The sequence below is a fragment of the Burkholderia sp. LA-2-3-30-S1-D2 genome (assembly GCF_001523915.2).
GTDB lineage: Bacteria > Pseudomonadota > Gammaproteobacteria > Burkholderiales > Burkholderiaceae > Burkholderia > Burkholderia diffusa.
In genome coordinates this window covers 2,590,114-2,605,722 of sequence record NZ_CP013383.1, presented here as the reverse complement: position 1 = coordinate 2,605,722, position 15,609 = coordinate 2,590,114, and the positions used below count along the sequence as shown (strand labels likewise).

The window sequence follows — 15,609 nt, the reverse complement described above, 5'->3', positions numbered from 1 at the left end:
CCCGATTCGGACGCCGGTCACGACGCAGTCGCAATTGAGGGCTACACCTGAAATGGAGGTCCACGAACTACCGTTCGTGGTGCGCGCGCGGGTCCGAAATATACAATTATCGGGTCGACATACGTTAAGTAGGGCGAAAAGGAAAATGCCCGCTCATCAAGCGGGCATTTGAAGAGGTGGGGCGAGAACATACCGCGGAACCACGTCCAAGCCGGTAAGTCCCGCTCCCTGTTTTCTTTCGCTAAACATAGCTCCGCCACGATGTGAGAGTAGCCGCTATTTTGCAGACCTGCAACGGTGCGCCCGACCCTATCCGGCCGCACCGGTCTCGAGCGATGTGATGTAACGCAACAGGTCTTCAGTGCGCCCTTCTGAAACGAGCCACTCAGCAGTCTTGTAATCAAAGGTCGGCAACGGTTCATTGCGATACCAGAAGAGCGTGCGCTGCACGTCGCCGGAGATATCGGTAGCCGCTCGGATGATCCGAAGCGCATCCCGAAGGAACTTCTGCACGCTTTCGGAGCCCGCAAGGCGGCTCACCGTATTGCGATGTACATGGGCCAGCCGTGCCAGCGTTTGCATATCGATATGCAAAGCGGTCGCGAAGCGGCGCGCTGAGATGATCGGCGCGTCGTTATCACCCTCCCTTAGGGATGCCATGAACTTGTCGAAACCGCTGGGAGGGTAATCCCCCCGTTTTCCACGGGGTTCAGAAGTAGAAACTAAGCGGCCATGGCCAACCGCTGCTTTGGCGTAAATCCGCCCAAGGCCATGTTCGGGCGGTCATGATTGTAAGTCCACATGGGCCTGTCAGTAATTTCGTGTTCAAGGCATATGATCCTCCCCAGGAGAACCTATGCCTCGCAAACCGAAAACCCCACCGGTAGAGCTACCGGCGATTCCCGCTGAACTGCTTGAACAATTCGGCAACGGCCCGATGACGGCCGAAGCGATCAATGCCGCGACGCTAGCCCTCAAGAAGGCGCTGATCGAGCGAGCGCTGGGCGGTGAGATGAATCACCACCTCGGCTACGCGCCGGGCGCGGCAAAACCGGCCAGCGTGACGAACCAGCGCAACGGCCGTGGCGCCAAGACGGTTCTGACCGAAGACGGACCGATCCGCATCGAAGTACCGCGCGACCGCGACGGCAGTTTCGAACCACTGCTGATCCCCAAACACGAACGACGCTTCACGGGCTTCGACGACAAGATCGTTGCGATGTACGCACGGGGCATGACCGTGCGCGAGATTCAGGGCTTTGTGCTGGAGCAGTACGGCACGGAAGTTTCGCCCGAATTCATCAGTTCGGTGACCGATGAGGTCATGGCCGAAGTGACGGCCTGGCAGGCCCGGCCACTCGAACCGATGTATCCGGTCGTATTCTTCGACGCGCTGCGCGTGAAGACTCGCGAAGACGCCGTCGTGCGCAACAAGGCCGTCTATCTGGCACTGGGCATTCTGCCCGACGGCACGCGTGACATCCTGGGCCTGTGGATCGAGAACACCGAGGGCGCCAAGTTCTGGATGAAGGTATTCAATGATCTGAAAACACGCGGCGTGGGCGACATCCTGATTGCCGTGACCGACGGCCTCAAGGGCATGCCCGAAGCACTTGCGGTGGTGTTTCCGGCCACGACGCTGCAAACCTGCATCGTCCACCTGATCCGCAACAGTCTCGATTACGCGAGCTGGAAAGACCGCAAGTCCCTCGCTGCTGCGATCCGCCCGATCTATACCACCCCGAGCGCTGAAGCCGCGCAGGCCGAGCTGGATGCGTTTGCTGACGGTCCGTGGGGGCAGAAATTCCCGCCGGTCAGCACGGCGTGGCGCAACGCCTGGGATCGCGTGATTCCGTTCTTTGCGTTCCCGCCGGGCGTGCGCAAGGTGATCTACACGACGAACGCCATCGAGAACATCAATTCGCAGCTACGCAAGATCATCAAGACCCGAGGTCACTTCCCGACCGATGATGCCGCGACGAAACTGATCTGGCTGGCGCTGCGCAACATCACTGCCGATTGGGGACGTGCCGCTCACGACTGGAAGACAGCGATGAACCAATTCGCTATCCTCTACGAGGACCGGTTCGTTCGACCATCCGTGTGAATCTCAACCCCGCCTTGAACACGGAAATTCTGACACCCCCGTCCACATCCAATCGGTCGCGAAACGCTGCACGTGGTCTAAGTCTTCCCAGTGGTACTGCGACAGCCATTCGTACCGCACGGTCCTGTTGAATCGTTCGACATATGCATTCTGCTGCGGCTTGCCCGGTTGGATGTAGTCGAGCCTGATGCCGTACTGTCGGGCCCATTCGATGATTGCCGCGCTCAGATACTCGGGCCCGTTATCGCACCGAATCGCTTTTGGCCTGCCGCGCCAACCGATGATCTGCCGCAGCGCACGGATCACGCGTTCGGACGGCAATGAGAAGTCGATCTCGATGCCGAGTGCCTCGCGGTTGAAGTCGTCGATCACGTTGAACAGCCGGATGCTGCGTCCGTCGGACAGTTGATCGTGCATGAAGTCCATCGACCAAACCTGGTTGACGGCGCACGGCACCGCCAGCGGCTCCGGGACCTGCCTGACCAGCCGCTTGCGCGGCTTGATCCGCAAGTTCAACTCCAGTTCGCAATAGATCCGGTACACGCGCTTGTGATTCCAGCCGAAGCCTTTCACGTTGCGCAGGTACAGGAAGCACAGTCCGAAGCCCCAGTTCCGGTGGTTGTCCGTCAGGCGCAGCAGCCAGTTCGCAATCTCGTCGTTCTCGGCGGTGCGCCGACCGACGTACCAATAACAGGCCTGGCTGATCCCAAATGCCTCACATGCCAGCCGGATCGATACGCCCCGGCTGGACACCGCATGCATGGCCATCTCACGCCGGCAAGATGGCCTCAATCTTTTTTTGCGAGCGCCTCCGCTACGATCTCGGCCTTGATCTTCTCCTCGACGTACATCTTGCGCAGCCGGGCGTTCTCGGCCTCCAGTTCCTTCATCCGCGCGATCAGCGAAACGTCCATCCCGCCGTACTTCGAGCGCCATTTGTAGAACGTCGCCGTGCTGATGGCCAACTCCCGGCACAGGTCCGGCACCGACAGAGGTGGCCGCGCAAAATCGGACAGCGGGATAAGTGGAACGGCCGGGGCCTGAGCCAGCGATAATGCAGGCAAAGGAACCGAGGAAATGACGAAACGAACCCGACGCACGCACTCAGCGGCGTTCAAAGCGAAAGTGGCCCTGGCGGCTGTCAAGGGCGAGCGCACGCTGGCCGAACTGGCGCAGCAGTTCGATGTGCATCCGAACCAGATCACAGAATGGAAACGGCAGTTGCAGGAGCGCGCGGCCGACGTGTTCGGTGCGGCTGGCCCGGTGTCTAGCGAGCCACCGGTAGACGTGAAGACCCTGCACGCCAAGATCGGCCAACTCAGCCTGGAAAATGATTTTTTAAGCGGCGCGCTCACCAAGGCGGGATTGCTGAGCGCAAAGCGATGATTGACCGTGGCCATGCGTTGCCGGTTTCGCAGCAAGTCCGGCTGGTTGGTATCGCGAGATCGAGCGCGTATTACCGGGCGCGGCCTGTGGGCGAAGTCGATCAACGGCTGATGCGCCGGATCGACGAACTGCATCTGGAGTTCCCGTTTGCCGGTGCCCGGATGCTGGCGCGCTTGCTGCGCCGGGAAGGCTACGAGGTCGGCCGGCGCCGCGTACGCACGCAAATGAAGCGCATGGGCGTGGAGGCGCTGTACTGCAAGCCGAACACGAGTCGGCGCAACGCGCAGCACAAGGTCTGGCCGTATCTGCTGAGCGGCATGAAGATCGAGCGGGCCAACCAGGTCTGGGCACTCGACACGACCTACGTTCCCATGGCGCGAGGCTTCGTGTATCTGACGGCGGTGGTGGACTGGGCCAGTCGCAAGATCCTCGCGCACCGCGTGGCGATCACGCTGGAGGCCGTGCATGCCGTTGAAGCGCTGGAAGAAGCGTTCGCCCGCCATGGGCACCCCGACATCGTGAACACCGATCAGGGCAGCCAGTTCACGGCGGGAACATTCACCGAGGCGGTGCTGGGCCGAGGCATTCGACTGTCGATGGACGGCAAAGGTGCTTGGCGCGACAACGTGTTCGTCGAGCGCGTGTGGCGCAGCATCAAGTACGAAGAAATTTATTTGCGAGCCTACGAGTCGGTAAGCCATGCCCGGCGCTCCATTGGCCAATACATTGAGCTGTACAACCGCAAACGGCCTCATTCGAGCCTGGCGGATCAGACGCCCGATGAGGCATACTTCGCGACGCTGCCTGCGATCAAATCGGCAGCATGATCGCCCTGGACGCTCCACTTAAAACTCTCAGAAAACTGTCCGAACGAGCGAGGCCACCTCTGACAGCCCCGATTCCACGCGCTTGAGCGCGTCCATGATCTGGCTGTCCGTGAATCTCGATTTCTTCATGCTGTAGAACTCCCTCAACGAGAAAATTCTACTTCTGATCACACCGGTTTTTCGGGGGGATTACCGGAGGCGTTGAGTCGCAGGCGATGTCAGGATCCATGGTTGACTCCTCGATGCACACTATTCGCACATTTATAGCACATGCCGACCAGAGCCGCCGGACGGTGATACACACTTTTACGTGCGATGCCTTGCGCCAAGTTTGGCTAGCACGCCCGAACGGGACGGTAACGTTCCCAAGGACGATTTTTCTGAGAATTTCCGTTCCCAAGGACAACTTTTCTGAGACGGGCAGCATGTGGTTGTCTCAAAAAAGATGTCCAAGTCCTTGATTTCTCTAGTAGGCCAAAGACACCTTTTCTGAGAGCCCACAACCGGATCGTGCTTGGCGCGCTTGCGGGAATCGGCTCGCGTTGACGCTCGACGGCCGGGCCGCGAGCCGACACGGTCCGTAGCCGGATCGATTTCGACGAACTCGGCGAGCGTGGACGCGCGCCGGCTGCCAGGTATGTGCATCACGCCGGCACCACGCGTAAAGCGCTTCGTCAATGAATCGCGCAATCAGCCACGGGCATGCGATGCGGTCGACCTTCGGCCGTTCGCGCGTAATCCACTTCATGCATGGCGCGCCTCCTGTATGCCGGACGAATATCGTCCAATGCGTCACGTCCGTCTCCTCCGCAGTGCGGCTCAATGATGGAGCAGCGGGTAGGCCACCAGCCCGACGAGCGCGGCAGCCATGACGATGACCGGCTCCTGCAGCTTCTTGAAACGCCATAGCAGCAGCACGGTAGCGAGGGCGAGCAGTGCGGTCGGCATGTCGACGATCGAGCGTTTCGCGATGACGAGCACGGAGCCCGTGATCGCCCCGACGGCTGCGGCGGTGATTCCGTCCACGAACGCCCTGACGCCCGGGCGGTGCCCGTACTTCTTCACGTACGGCGCGGGAATCACGGTGAACAGATAGCAGGGCAGGAACGTGCCGAGCGCCGCGACGCACGCGCCGGGCAAGCCCGCCACGAGATACCCGATAAAGCCGACGGTGATCACGACGGGGCCGGGCGTAATCATCGCGACCGCGACCGCATCGACGAACTGCTTGTCGTTGAGCCAGTGATGTTCGGTGACGACGCCGCCGTAGAGGAACGGCACGATCGCGAGCCCGGAGCCGAACACGAACGTGCCTGCCTTCATGAAGAACGCGCCGATCTGAACGAGCTGCGGCAGATCGATGCCGCTCAGCATTCCGCTGGCCGCCGGCAGGTTGGCGGCGGCAACCGCATTCAGCCCGCCCCTGTGCAGCCACCTGGGCGGGGCGCGCCACAGCCAGCCGACCAGGCCCGCGACGAGGAACAGCCACGCGATTTCCGATTCCGTGATGAAGGTCACGGCGGCGAGCGTCACGAAGATCGCCCAGAGCAGCTTGTCGCGGCCGACCGTTTTCGTCGTGAGCTTGTACGCACTCATCGCGATGATGCCGACCACCGCGGCGCCGACGCCGTAGAAGACGGCCTGCATCCAGGACAGCCCGCCGAAATGCGCGTACGCGAACCCGAGCGCGAGCACCATGAGGAACGATGGCAGCACGAATGCGAAGCCGACGAGTGTCGCACCGACGATGCGGTAGTGAACGAAGCCGAGATAGATCGCGAGCTGGGCCGCCATCGGCCCCGGCGCGAGCTGGGCCAGCGTGAGTCCTTCCTTGTAGTCGGCTTCCGTGATCCAGCCGCGGCGCTCGACCAGGTCGCGACGCATGTAGCCCGCAAGCGCAACCGGCCCGCCGAAGCCGAACGTGCCGAGGCGCAACATGTAGGCGACCAGCTCGCCGAGCGAATAGGCCGGTTCGGTTGTGGCGATGGCAGTGGTCATGACCTGGCTCCGGTCTTGTTCTTTCCGCTCGACGAGAAATGCGCGTGCAGGGCGTCGAGCACGGCGCTCATCTGCTCGAGCAATTGATCGTCGTTCTCCGTGCGCTGGCGCGTGCCGGCCATCACGGCCTCGAAGCCGATCGCCTCGGGCGCTGCGGGGCCGCCGACGTCGAGCGCGTGCACGATCTCGGCGAGCCGCGCGAGCGCAGGGTCGTTGTCGAGTCCGAAACTGGCCAGCAGCACCTCGAACGTTACGCGCTTGCCGACGTGCGTGAACGTCGCACCGTCGAAATCGAAGCCCAGCGCGTCAGCCGGACAATCGGCAGGCGATGCGAGCCAGATGAAGCGGGCGCGTGCGTCGATGAAGCGGTGGATCAGCCACGCGCTGGCGACGCGATCGACCCACATCCGCTGCCGCGTCGCCCAGGTGCGGCCCTGATATTCGTCGATCGCCAGCGGGCGGATCGCGCGGTCCGCGGCGTGCGGCTCCCCCGGCGACAGCACGGTGTCGATCAGTGCGACGAAATCCTGCAGGGCAACTTCGGCACGGGTGGCCGAGTCGCCCGGGAAATAGTCGATCGCGCGGATGGCGTCGAAATCCTTGCGCACGCGCCGCAGCAAACGTGTCAATTCCGTGGCCGACTTACCGGCGAGGGTCTTGCGGGCATCCGCAAGGGTCTGGATGAAGGCGGCGTCATCCTCCCCGCGATCGAAGAGCGCGCGGAATTCCAGTTCCTGCGATGCGTCCAGGCTCGGCGCCCGTAACAGATGAGCCGTGCCGCCACTTTCCGCAATCGCCCCCGCGAGGTCGCGCAGCGTCTCCTCATGCTCTTCGTTGTACGGCAGCAGGTAGATACCGTCGCGCAACACCGCACAGCCCTTTGCCTTCAGCGCGCGCCAGAAGCGCATGCGGGCCGTCGCGTTTTCGGTCGGAAGGGTCAGCACGAGGAGCGACCACGTAGAAATAGTGTTCATGTAGTGAAATCTATCCAATTGTTATTCACTCTACAAATTTTTTGACGCAGTCGCTGAGTCGCGTCGCACCCATGCCCGCTTCATCGTGGCCAGGCTTGTTGCAGATCCGCGCGCAGTGGGCCGAAGCGAGCACGGTGCAGGTCCGTTCGAGCACCGGGCGCCGCTTTCCGGCATAGACCTTTCATCGGCCCGATATATACCCCTCCCCTCTATATGGAAATGCGATTTCAGATATAGTCCCCCCCGGTATATGAAGGAGCCACCATGAGCCACACCATCCAGGACAAGCAGAAGCTGCTGAACCGTGTCCGCCGCATCAAGGGACAGGTCGAAGCGATCGAACGCGCGCTGGAGGACGAGCGCGGTTGCAACGAAATCCTCCGCCTCATCACGAGCGGCCGCGGCGCGATGAACGGCCTGCTCGCAGTCGTGCTCGAGGATCACATCCGCAGCCATCTGGTCGATGCCGAGGGGCACGACGACGAAGGCAGCGCGACCGAGCAGCTAATCGAAGTCGTACACAGCTACTTCAAGTAAACGGAGGCGGAATGAGCAATTTCAGCGATGACGCCTTCGGCGCAGGGCACGACCACATTTTTCTTGGCGCGGCGCACGAGCAGAACGAACGCAGGACCTGGATGGTCATCGCGCTGTGCGCGGCGATGATGGTGGCCGAGATCGTCGGCGGGTCGCTTTTCGGCTCGCTGGCGCTGATCGCGGACGGCCTGCACATGTCGACGCACGCGGGCGCGATGCTGATCGCCGCGTTCGCCTATACGTATGCGCGCAAGCATGCGAACGATCCGCGCTTCGCGTTCGGCACGGGCAAGCTCGGCGACCTCGCGGGTTTCACGAGCGCGATCGTGCTCGCGATGATCGCGCTGCTGATCGGGTACGAAGCGGTCGCGCGTTTGCTGGCGCCCATTCCGATCCATTTCGACGAGGCGATTCCAATCGCGGTTGCCGGCTTGCTCGTCAACATTGCGAGCGTCTGGCTGCTGAGCGGCGATCATCATGGTCATAGCCACGGTCATGGCCACGGCCACGGCCATCATCACGGGCATGGTCATGGCGATCACGACGATCATGCGCACGACAACGAAGAGGAAGCGCACCGGATCTTCGACCAGCAGGGCATATTCGTCGTGTCGGTGTTCGAGGAGGGCGTCCCGCCGGTTTTCCGCGTCGCGCCGGCGACACACGAGACGAAGCGCGTCGATGCGAGCGCCGTGTCGGTGACGACGATCCGCCCGGACGGCACGCGCCAGATGTTCGCGATGCAAAGCCGCGATGGTTATCTGGAGTCGACCGAAGCCATTCCCGAACCGCACGAATTCAAGGCGATCGTCCGCTTGAACGGTCGCGAACACGAACTGGCGTTCGAGGAGCACGATCATGGCGCATCCGCGGCGGCGGCGCGCGATCACAACATCCGCTCCGCCTACATCCACGTGATCGCCGATGCCGCGGTTTCCGTGCTGACGATCGTCGGGCTGCTGCTCGCGCGTGCGTTCGGCTGGGTCTGGATGGATCCGCTGGCCGGCATCATCGGCGCGATGGTGATCGCGAACTGGTCGTACGGCCTGATGCGCGACACGGGCGGCATCCTGCTCGACATGAATTCCGATCGCCGTCTGACGGACAAGGTGCGTGGCGCCATCGAAGGCACTGGAGACCGCGTCGCCGACCTGCATGTGTGGCGGCTCGGGCCGGGGCACATGAGTGCGGTGGTGTCGGTGACGACCACCGATCCGGATCGGGATGCGCGCTTCTATCACGGCGTGCTGCAGCGATTCAGGAACCTGTCGCACGTCACCGTCGAAGTCGTGCCCGCGACGCGAGGACGATAAAGCATGGCGGTCAAGTCCCCTTGTGTCGACGTGTGTTCGTTCGACGGTCGCACCGGCTACTGCGTGGCATGCCTGCGGACGCGCGACGAAGCGCGCGGCTGGAAGAAGATGACGGATCACCGGCGTCATCAAATCGTGAACGACCGCGCGCGGCGGCATGCGAAACTGACGCGGGAAACGACCGACTGAACACATCATGAGCGCCCCGTCACCGATTGCCGGCAAACCTGCGATTCCGCGGACCGTGTGGGCCCTGGGTCTCGTGAGCCTCTTCATGGACCTGTCGTCCGAGCTGATCCATGCGCTGTTGCCGATCTACCTGGTGTCGACGATGGGCATGAGCGTCGCCGCGCTCGGCGTCCTCGAGGGGGCGGCCGAAGCGACGGCGATGATCGTCAAGGTGTTCTCCGGTGCGATCAGCGACTGGCTCGGGCGCCGCAAGGGGCTGCTGCTGGTCGGCTACGGGCTCGCGGCGTTGACCAAGCCGTTGTTTCCGCTGGCGTCCACGCCGGCCGTCGTCGTGACGGCCCGTCTGCTCGACCGCGTTGGCAAGGGGATTCGCGGCGCGCCGCGCGACGCGCTGGTGGCCGACATCGCGCCGCCCGAAATTCGCGGCGCGTGCTTCGGCCTGCGTCAGTCGATGGATACCGTCGGCGCGATTCTCGGCCCGATGCTCGCGATCGCGCTGATGCTGTGGTTCGGCGATCGCATCCGGACCGTGCTCTGGTTTGCCGTGGTGCCGGCCTTCGTCGCGATCGCATTGATCGTCTTCGGCGTACAGGAGCCCGAGCAGTCGAAACCGGACCGGCGCTTTCGCTCGCCGCTGCGCTGGAACGCCCTGCGCGAGTTTCCCCGCAGCTACTGGTTCGTCGTCGCGGCCGGCGCGACGTTTACGCTCGCGCGATTCAGCGAGGCGTTCCTGGTGCTGCGTGCGCAGCAGACGGGGCTCGACGCGGCATGGATTCCGGCCGTGATGGTCGCGATGAGCGTCACCTATGCGCTGTCGGCCTGGCCGGTCGGCATCCTGTCGGACCGGCTCGATCGCCGCGTGCTGCTCGCGGCCGGCATGGTGTTGCTGATCGCGGCCGACCTGCTGCTCGGCATCGGCACGTCGACGATCTCGATGTTCGCCGGCGTGGCCGTGTGGGGGCTGCACATGGGCTTCACGCAGGGCATCCTCGCCGCGATGGTGTCGGAAACCTCGCCGGCCACGCTGCGCGGCACCGCGTTCGGCGTGTTCAACCTGGTGAGCGGCGTCTGCATGCTGCTCGCGAGCAGCATCGCCGGCGCACTGTGGACGCGTTTCGGCGCATCGACCACGTTTCTCGCGGGCGCGGCGCTGGTCGTGCTGCCGCTGTGCCTGTGCCGGTTCATGCCGCGACCCGGCGCGTCGCACGCGTGACGCGGCGCCGGCCGGGTCTGCCGACGTTCGGCGCAAGGCTGAGCTGACGGCCGGGCACGACGGTGCCCGAAGACCAGACCCGCCGTCGCGGTCCGCCCGTCCCCGGCCCCGGCCCCGGCCCCGGCCCCGTCCCCGTCCCCGTCCCCGTCCCCGTCCCCGTCCCCGGCCCCGGCCCCGGCCCTGGCCCCGGCCCCGGCCGGCGAAGGCCCGCCTCGCCTCCTTTCCCGCGCCGCGCATCGCTTGTCGCTTTCAGATTTGAAAGATTGTCGGGCGTTTGCGATAGAATGCCCCCCCTGTTCGCCGTGGCCATGCCCACGGACGGGCACCGGCACTCGAAGCGGCGCGCGCCGCGCTCGCGGTCCACCGTTCCCATGTCGATGCCGGCGATCTCCCTGTCGTTGGAAGCACAAGTTCTGTAATTTGGATTGCTAATGAAGAAGAAGCACAACATCACCAAGTACATCGTCATCGCGATGGTGCTTGGCATCGCCGTGGGCTACGCCTGTCATAGCGCGTTTCCCGACCCGAAAATGGCCAAGGAAGTCGCCGGCTACGTGTCGCTGCTGTCCGACGTGTTCCTGCGGCTGATCAAGATGATCATCGCGCCGCTGGTGTTCGCGACGCTGACGGTCGGTATCGCGCAGATGGGCGACAGCGGGTCGGTCGGCCGCGTGGGCGTGAAGGCGTTCGGCTGGTTCTTCATCGCGTCGTTCACGTCGCTGGTGCTCGGCCTCGTGACCGCGACGATCCTGAAGCCGGGCAGCCACCTGAGCCTGCCGTTGCCTGCCGCCGACGCGGCGCTGAACCTGAAGACGGGCGCATTCACGCTGAAGGACTTCGTCGTCCACCTGGTGCCGAAATCGATCGCCGAGGCGATGGCGAACAACGAGATCCTGCAGATCGTCGTGTTCTCGATCTTCTTCGGTACCGCGCTGTCCGCGCTTGGTGACGCCGGGAAGCGCCTGACCGGCGTGATCGACGATCTCGCGCAGGTCATGCTGAAGGTGACGGGCGCGGTGATGTGGTTCGCGCCGGTCGCCGTGTTTGCCGCGCTGGCGTCGACGATCACGACGGAAGGGCTCGGTATCCTGCTCACGTTCGCGAAGTTCATGGCGAGCTTCTATCTGGCGCTTGCGCTGCTGTGGGGCGTGCTGACGCTCGCCGGCGTGGCGTTCCTCGGCAAGCGCGCGTTCACGCTGATTCGCCTGATTCGCGAGCCGTTCCTGCTGTCGTTCGCGACGGCGAGTTCCGAAGCCGCGTATCCGAAGCTGCTCGACGCGCTCGACCGGTTCGGCGTGAATCGCAGGATCTCGAGCTTCGTGCTGCCGATCGGGTATTCGTTCAACCTCGACGGCTCGATGATGTACTGCACGTTCGCGGTGCTGTTCATCTCGCAGGTGTACGGGATCGACCTGCCGCTCGGTACGCAGATCACGATGCTGCTGATGCTGATGGTGACGTCGAAGGGGATGGCGGGCGTGCCGCGCGCGTCGCTCGTCGTGATCGCGGCGACGCTCAGCCAGTTCCATCTGCCGGAAGCCGGGCTGCTGCTGATCATGGGCGTCGACATGTTCCTCGACATGGGGCGCTCGGCGACCAACGCCGTCGGCAATTCGATCGCGGCTGCGGTGGTCGCGAAGTGGGAGGGCCAGCTCGGGGAACCGCGCGCCGACTCGGATTCGGACGGCGGTGGCGAAATTGAGCAGGTGAAGGTACGGGAGACGGCGACGTCCGCGTGATTTCCCTGTTGTGAATGATATGCGCCGGCCCGGATTCGACACGGACTCGGGCCGGCGCGATACCCGCCAGCGGTCATTCCTTTACCCGTCTTTACCCGTATCCGGCGATTGTCCCGATTCGCCGAAAAACCTTCCGCCATTGCCGATACGCGGCATTCGAAACCGCGGCGATATTCCCGCCATCGAAAGCTGCACTGCCCCGATAGCGCACGCGAACGCATAAGTGGTCGTTCACTCTCGCGCAGTCGTACGCCCGGCCGTCGCGAGCAGCGCGCAATTTTTTTCGATTTATATGACGCTATTCTCGGCGTTGCCGATTATCGAGCGCACGCGCGATGTAATACCGACTGCACCGGGTGATTTAGCGGAAGTATTTACGCATTGCCGATTTTCAAACCACCCGGCTGCCCCCTCACGTGAATGACTCCACCATTCAGGAGAGCATCAGCCATGGTCGCCAGAAAATCGATTCAGGCCGTGCTGCTCGCCGCCGCGGTCGCCGCGATCGCGCCGGCCGCAAACGCGGGTAACACCACCGACTGGATCGCGAATACCTACGGCACGCTCGCCGCGCACGTCGGCAACGTCGCGCGCTCGATGTGGGTCGCGCCCGAAGGCGTGATCTACACGGCGTCGATGTGGGACGAGGACGAGGGCGGTGTCGCGATCTACCAGAACGGCAAGAGCGTCGGCTCGATCGGCACGCATTCCGAGTTCCAGGGCAGTGCGATCACGGGCAATGCGACGTCGCTGTTCGTCGCGCTGCAGCCCGGCAACGGATACGGCAGCGGCGCGGTCGGGCGCTACAACCGTGCCACGCGGTTCCGCGAGAAGCTGATTCAGGTCACCGCGGCGACCAACCAGCCGCGCATCGACGTCGTCACCGGGCTCGCCACGGCCGGCTCGCTGCTCTATGCGAGCGATTTCTACGGCAATCGCGTGCGGGTGTTCACGACCGACGGCGTGTGGCAGCGTGACATCGGCGTGTCGGCACCCGGCGCGCTCGCGGTCGACGGTGCGGGGAACATCTGGGTCGCGCAGAAGAGCGCAGGCTCGGTCGTCGAATTCAGTCCGGCCGGCGCGCTGCTGAACACGATCCGGCTGGCCGCCGGGTCGCAGCCGTCGGCGCTCTATTTCGATGCGGCGGCGGGGCAGCTGATGATCGGCGACGAAGGCCCCGACATGAACATCAAGCGCTATTCCGTCTCGGGCCGACCCGCGCTGGCCGGCACGTTCGGCGTGCCCGGCGGCTATCTCGACACGACGACGGGTATCAAGGGGCAGGTCGGCGCGAAGCGCTTCACCCGCATCGCCGGCATCGGCAAGGATACGGCCGGCAACCTGTATGTGCTCAACAATCCGTGGGGCGGCAGCTGGGATCTCGGCCGCAACGGCGCGACCGACATTCACGCTTACAGCAGCGCCGGCAGCCTGCGGTGGACGCTGCAGTCGCTCAACTTCGAGGGCATCGCCGCACCGGATCCGGTCACCGACGGCGCGCTGTTCTACAGCGGCACGCACGTCTACAGCGGCACCGCGGGCGGCACCTTCGTCGCGAACACCGTCGATCCGTTCACGTATCCGTCGGACCCGCGCATCAACATGAGCGATACCCAGCGCGACGAGCACTTCGGGCTGCTGACGTCCGTTGGCGCGAACCGGATCCTCGTTGCAGCGGGGCAGAATCCGCCGGTCTACTACTTCTTCCACTTCAACGCGGCCAACGGCTACGTCGCGATTCCGGACGGATCGATCCCCGGGCCCGCGTTCAACACGACCCGGCGCGTGTCGGCCGGCTTCAGCCTCGACAGCAAGGGCGGCGTCTGGGCCGGCCTCGACAAGACCGGCGCCATTTATCACTATCCGCTGAACGGTTTCGACGCGAGCGGCAAGCCTTCTTGGGGGGCGGGCGTACCCATGCCCGTGCCGGCCAGCATCCAGCCGCTGACGCGCATCGTCTATCTCGCCGACAGCGACACGATGGTGCTCGCGCAGGGTGTGGTCGGGAGTACCGACTGGACGTCGATCGGCACGCGCATCGAGGTGTATCACGGCTGGAACGCCGGCAACACGACGAAGCCGAATCCGGTCATCACGCTGCCGCACAGCGGCGCGAAGTCGATCGACGCGGCCGGCAACCATCTGTTCGTCGGCTACTGGTTCAGCAGCAGCGGGCCGCTGTGGCCGAACATCGACGCATTCAACCTCGACACCGGCAATCTCGACACGACGCTCGTCAATGCGAGCCCCGCGACCGTGGATACCAGCAGCGCGATCGACGCGATGTACAGCGTGCGCGCGTATCGCCGCTCGAACGGGGAATACGTGGTGACGAAGAACAACGTGAAGGGGAACAGCATCACCGTTTATCGGTGGACGCCTTGATGGGCGAGGCGCGGCATGCCACGGTTCAGGCGCGCCAGATCAGGCTCGCGCTCGTCTCCGTTTCCGACGCGAGGGTGAAGCCGAGCCGCTCGTAGAGGCGCCGCGCCGGGTTGCCGCGCAGCACGCCGAGCGATACGGGCACGTGCTCGCGTGCGGCTTCGATCAGCAGCTCGCGCAGCACGGCTTCGCCGATGCCTTGTCGCTGTCGCGACGGGAGGATCTGGATCTGGTGAACGTGCCATTCGTCGGCGGCGCGCGTGACCTTCAGCAAACCGATTGCATCGGCGCCGTCGCAGACGATCATCGCGTCCTCGAAGTTCGAGCGGATGCGCTGATCGTGCGCTTTGTCGTCGGTGGGTGCGCCGACGCGTCGCAGATGCTCGGTCATCGTGAGTCGGCGGAGCCTCAGCAGGAAGGGCAGGTCGGCGGCGGTCGCCGGGCGCAGGCAAATGGCAGGGGGCATGGTCGAGGAGCGATCGCGGGTGGATTCCATGGCGCGAAGCGAATGATCCACGAACGCGGTATGGCGGTCAAAGGCCGGGCAGCGGGAATTGTCATGACGGTCGACCGAAAGCCTGCATCAACCGACGGCGGCCGGGGCGACGCGCTCGGGTGAACGGCACGACCGCCGGTAGCCCGCCGACATTCGCGCCGGCGCGACGAGGCCGTGCGGCTCGTGGAACCGCAGCGCCTCGACCGCTATGCCGAGCCGCGCGGCTGCGGCCGAAGCGCTCCGGCGCAGGGTGGGCGTGCTCATTCGGCGCCTCAGTTTGCTGTCGATTCGTGAAACCAGTGTTCGCTGGATAACCCGAAGAACACCCCGCGCATGCGCGTCGTTGTGCGGCGTGCGCGCGCCGCCGAGATACGGCAGGAACGACGGCGCCCGGGCGGGTTCGTGCCGTTGCCGGGTTGGCATTCATCGCCGGCTTTTGTAAAGAAGC

At 64.1% G+C, this 15,609-nt stretch carries 14 protein-coding genes and 1 pseudogene; 8 read left to right on the top strand and 7 right to left on the bottom strand.

Going from position 1 to position 15,609, the window contains the following annotated elements; all coding sequences use genetic code 11:
• Nucleotides 1–309 precede the first annotated feature (309 nt).
• Nucleotides 310–660 (bottom strand): hypothetical protein, encoded by a 351-nt coding sequence (locus WS66_RS12065; protein ID WP_059607907.1) that lies wholly within the window; start codon nucleotides 658–660, stop codon nucleotides 310–312.
• A 196-nt stretch (nucleotides 661–856) separates the two neighbouring features.
• Between WS66_RS12065 and WS66_RS12060 the strand changes: the two genes are divergently transcribed.
• Nucleotides 857–2,107 (top strand): IS256 family transposase, encoded by a 1,251-nt coding sequence (locus WS66_RS12060; RefSeq protein WP_108064652.1) that lies wholly within the window; start codon nucleotides 857–859, stop codon nucleotides 2,105–2,107.
• A gap of 3 nt (nucleotides 2,108–2,110) precedes the next feature.
• Here WS66_RS12060 and WS66_RS12055 read toward each other — a convergent pair.
• A protein-coding gene (locus WS66_RS12055) for an IS3 family transposase (RefSeq protein WP_442859293.1) occupies nucleotides 2,111–3,129 on the bottom strand; the annotation gives its coding sequence in 2 pieces (ribosomal slippage) (nucleotides 2,111–2,901 and nucleotides 2,901–3,129; 1,020 coding nt in all).
• Nucleotides 3,130–3,184: 55 nt separating this feature from the next.
• Between WS66_RS12055 and WS66_RS12050 the strand changes: the two genes are divergently transcribed.
• A protein-coding gene (locus WS66_RS12050; protein ID WP_442859285.1) for an IS3 family transposase occupies nucleotides 3,185–4,320 on the top strand; the annotation gives its coding sequence in 2 pieces (ribosomal slippage) (nucleotides 3,185–3,449 and nucleotides 3,449–4,320; 1,137 coding nt in all).
• A 667-nt stretch (nucleotides 4,321–4,987) separates the two neighbouring features.
• Here WS66_RS12050 and WS66_RS12045 read toward each other — a convergent pair.
• The 3 genes and pseudogenes from WS66_RS12045 to WS66_RS12035 all read right to left on the bottom strand — a co-directional run.
• Nucleotides 4,988–5,068, bottom strand: a pseudogene (locus WS66_RS12045) (chromate resistance protein ChrB domain-containing protein); the annotation flags it as partial.
• A 71-nt stretch (nucleotides 5,069–5,139) separates the two neighbouring features.
• Complete coding sequence (locus WS66_RS12040; protein ID WP_059604823.1) at nucleotides 5,140–6,318, bottom strand: chromate transporter; 1,179 nt, start codon at nucleotides 6,316–6,318, stop codon at nucleotides 5,140–5,142.
• Entirely contained in the window at nucleotides 6,315–7,292 is a 978-nt protein-coding gene (locus WS66_RS12035; RefSeq protein WP_059604826.1) for a chromate resistance protein ChrB domain-containing protein, read from the bottom strand. The genes WS66_RS12040 and WS66_RS12035 overlap by 4 nt, the downstream gene beginning before the upstream one ends.
• A gap of 264 nt (nucleotides 7,293–7,556) precedes the next feature.
• Between WS66_RS12035 and WS66_RS12030 the strand changes: the two genes are divergently transcribed.
• From WS66_RS12030 to WS66_RS12000, 6 genes are all read left to right on the top strand, one after another.
• The gene (locus WS66_RS12030) at nucleotides 7,557–7,829 is read left to right on the top strand and encodes a metal/formaldehyde-sensitive transcriptional repressor (RefSeq protein ID WP_059604831.1); all 273 of its coding nucleotides are present in this window, start codon (nucleotides 7,557–7,559) and stop codon (nucleotides 7,827–7,829) included.
• 11 nt (nucleotides 7,830–7,840) lie between these two features.
• On the top strand, nucleotides 7,841–9,142 hold the full coding sequence (gene dmeF / locus WS66_RS12025) for a CDF family Co(II)/Ni(II) efflux transporter DmeF (RefSeq protein WP_059604834.1): 1,302 nt from the start codon (nucleotides 7,841–7,843) through the stop codon (nucleotides 9,140–9,142).
• A gap of 3 nt (nucleotides 9,143–9,145) precedes the next feature.
• On the top strand, nucleotides 9,146–9,331 hold the full coding sequence (locus WS66_RS12020; RefSeq protein WP_059508013.1) for a DUF1289 domain-containing protein: 186 nt from the start codon (nucleotides 9,146–9,148) through the stop codon (nucleotides 9,329–9,331).
• Nucleotides 9,332–9,338: 7 nt separating this feature from the next.
• Nucleotides 9,339–10,544, top strand: a complete 1,206-nt coding sequence (locus tag WS66_RS12015; RefSeq protein WP_059604837.1) for an MFS transporter — start codon at nucleotides 9,339–9,341, stop codon at nucleotides 10,542–10,544.
• Nucleotides 10,545–10,975: 431 nt separating this feature from the next.
• Complete coding sequence (locus WS66_RS12005) at nucleotides 10,976–12,283, top strand: dicarboxylate/amino acid:cation symporter (RefSeq protein WP_059604840.1); 1,308 nt, start codon at nucleotides 10,976–10,978, stop codon at nucleotides 12,281–12,283.
• A gap of 450 nt (nucleotides 12,284–12,733) precedes the next feature.
• Nucleotides 12,734–14,668, top strand: a complete 1,935-nt coding sequence (locus tag WS66_RS12000) for an SMP-30/gluconolactonase/LRE family protein (protein ID WP_059604843.1) — start codon at nucleotides 12,734–12,736, stop codon at nucleotides 14,666–14,668.
• Nucleotides 14,669–14,693: 25 nt separating this feature from the next.
• Here the strand turns inward: WS66_RS12000 and WS66_RS11995 are convergent, their stop codons facing one another.
• Nucleotides 14,694–15,131, bottom strand: coding sequence for a GNAT family N-acetyltransferase (locus WS66_RS11995; protein ID WP_059604846.1), 438 nt, complete (start codon nucleotides 15,129–15,131; stop codon nucleotides 14,694–14,696).
• Nucleotides 15,132–15,248: 117 nt separating this feature from the next.
• A complete protein-coding gene (locus tag WS66_RS34775; protein WP_162499692.1) occupies nucleotides 15,249–15,584 on the bottom strand; it encodes a hypothetical protein in 336 nt (111 codons plus the stop codon).
• Nucleotides 15,585–15,609: the final 25 nt, after the last annotated feature.

Bases quoted from the DNA above. Each gene is read 5' to 3' on its own strand.
- WS66_RS12065 (WP_059607907.1), bottom strand. From the start codon at position 660: ATGGCATCCCTAAGGGAGGGTGATAACGACGCGCCGATCATCTCAGCG.
- WS66_RS12040 (WP_059604823.1), bottom strand. From the start codon at position 6,318: ATGACCACTGCCATCGCCACAACCGAACCGGCCTATTCGCTCGGCGAG.
- WS66_RS12035 (WP_059604826.1), bottom strand. From the start codon at position 7,292: ATGAACACTATTTCTACGTGGTCGCTCCTCGTGCTGACCCTTCCGACC.
- WS66_RS12000 (WP_059604843.1), top strand. From the start codon at position 12,734: ATGGTCGCCAGAAAATCGATTCAGGCCGTGCTGCTCGCCGCCGCGGTC.
- WS66_RS12015 (WP_059604837.1), top strand. From the start codon at position 9,339: ATGAGCGCCCCGTCACCGATTGCCGGCAAACCTGCGATTCCGCGGACC.
- WS66_RS12030 (WP_059604831.1), top strand. From the start codon at position 7,557: ATGAGCCACACCATCCAGGACAAGCAGAAGCTGCTGAACCGTGTCCGC.
- dmeF (WP_059604834.1), top strand. From the start codon at position 7,841: ATGAGCAATTTCAGCGATGACGCCTTCGGCGCAGGGCACGACCACATT.
- WS66_RS11995 (WP_059604846.1), bottom strand. From the start codon at position 15,131: ATGCCCCCTGCCATTTGCCTGCGCCCGGCGACCGCCGCCGACCTGCCC.
- WS66_RS12060 (WP_108064652.1), top strand. From the start codon at position 857: ATGCCTCGCAAACCGAAAACCCCACCGGTAGAGCTACCGGCGATTCCC.
- WS66_RS12005 (WP_059604840.1), top strand. From the start codon at position 10,976: ATGAAGAAGAAGCACAACATCACCAAGTACATCGTCATCGCGATGGTG.
- WS66_RS34775 (WP_162499692.1), bottom strand. From the start codon at position 15,584: ATGCCAACCCGGCAACGGCACGAACCCGCCCGGGCGCCGTCGTTCCTG.
- WS66_RS12020 (WP_059508013.1), top strand. From the start codon at position 9,146: ATGGCGGTCAAGTCCCCTTGTGTCGACGTGTGTTCGTTCGACGGTCGC.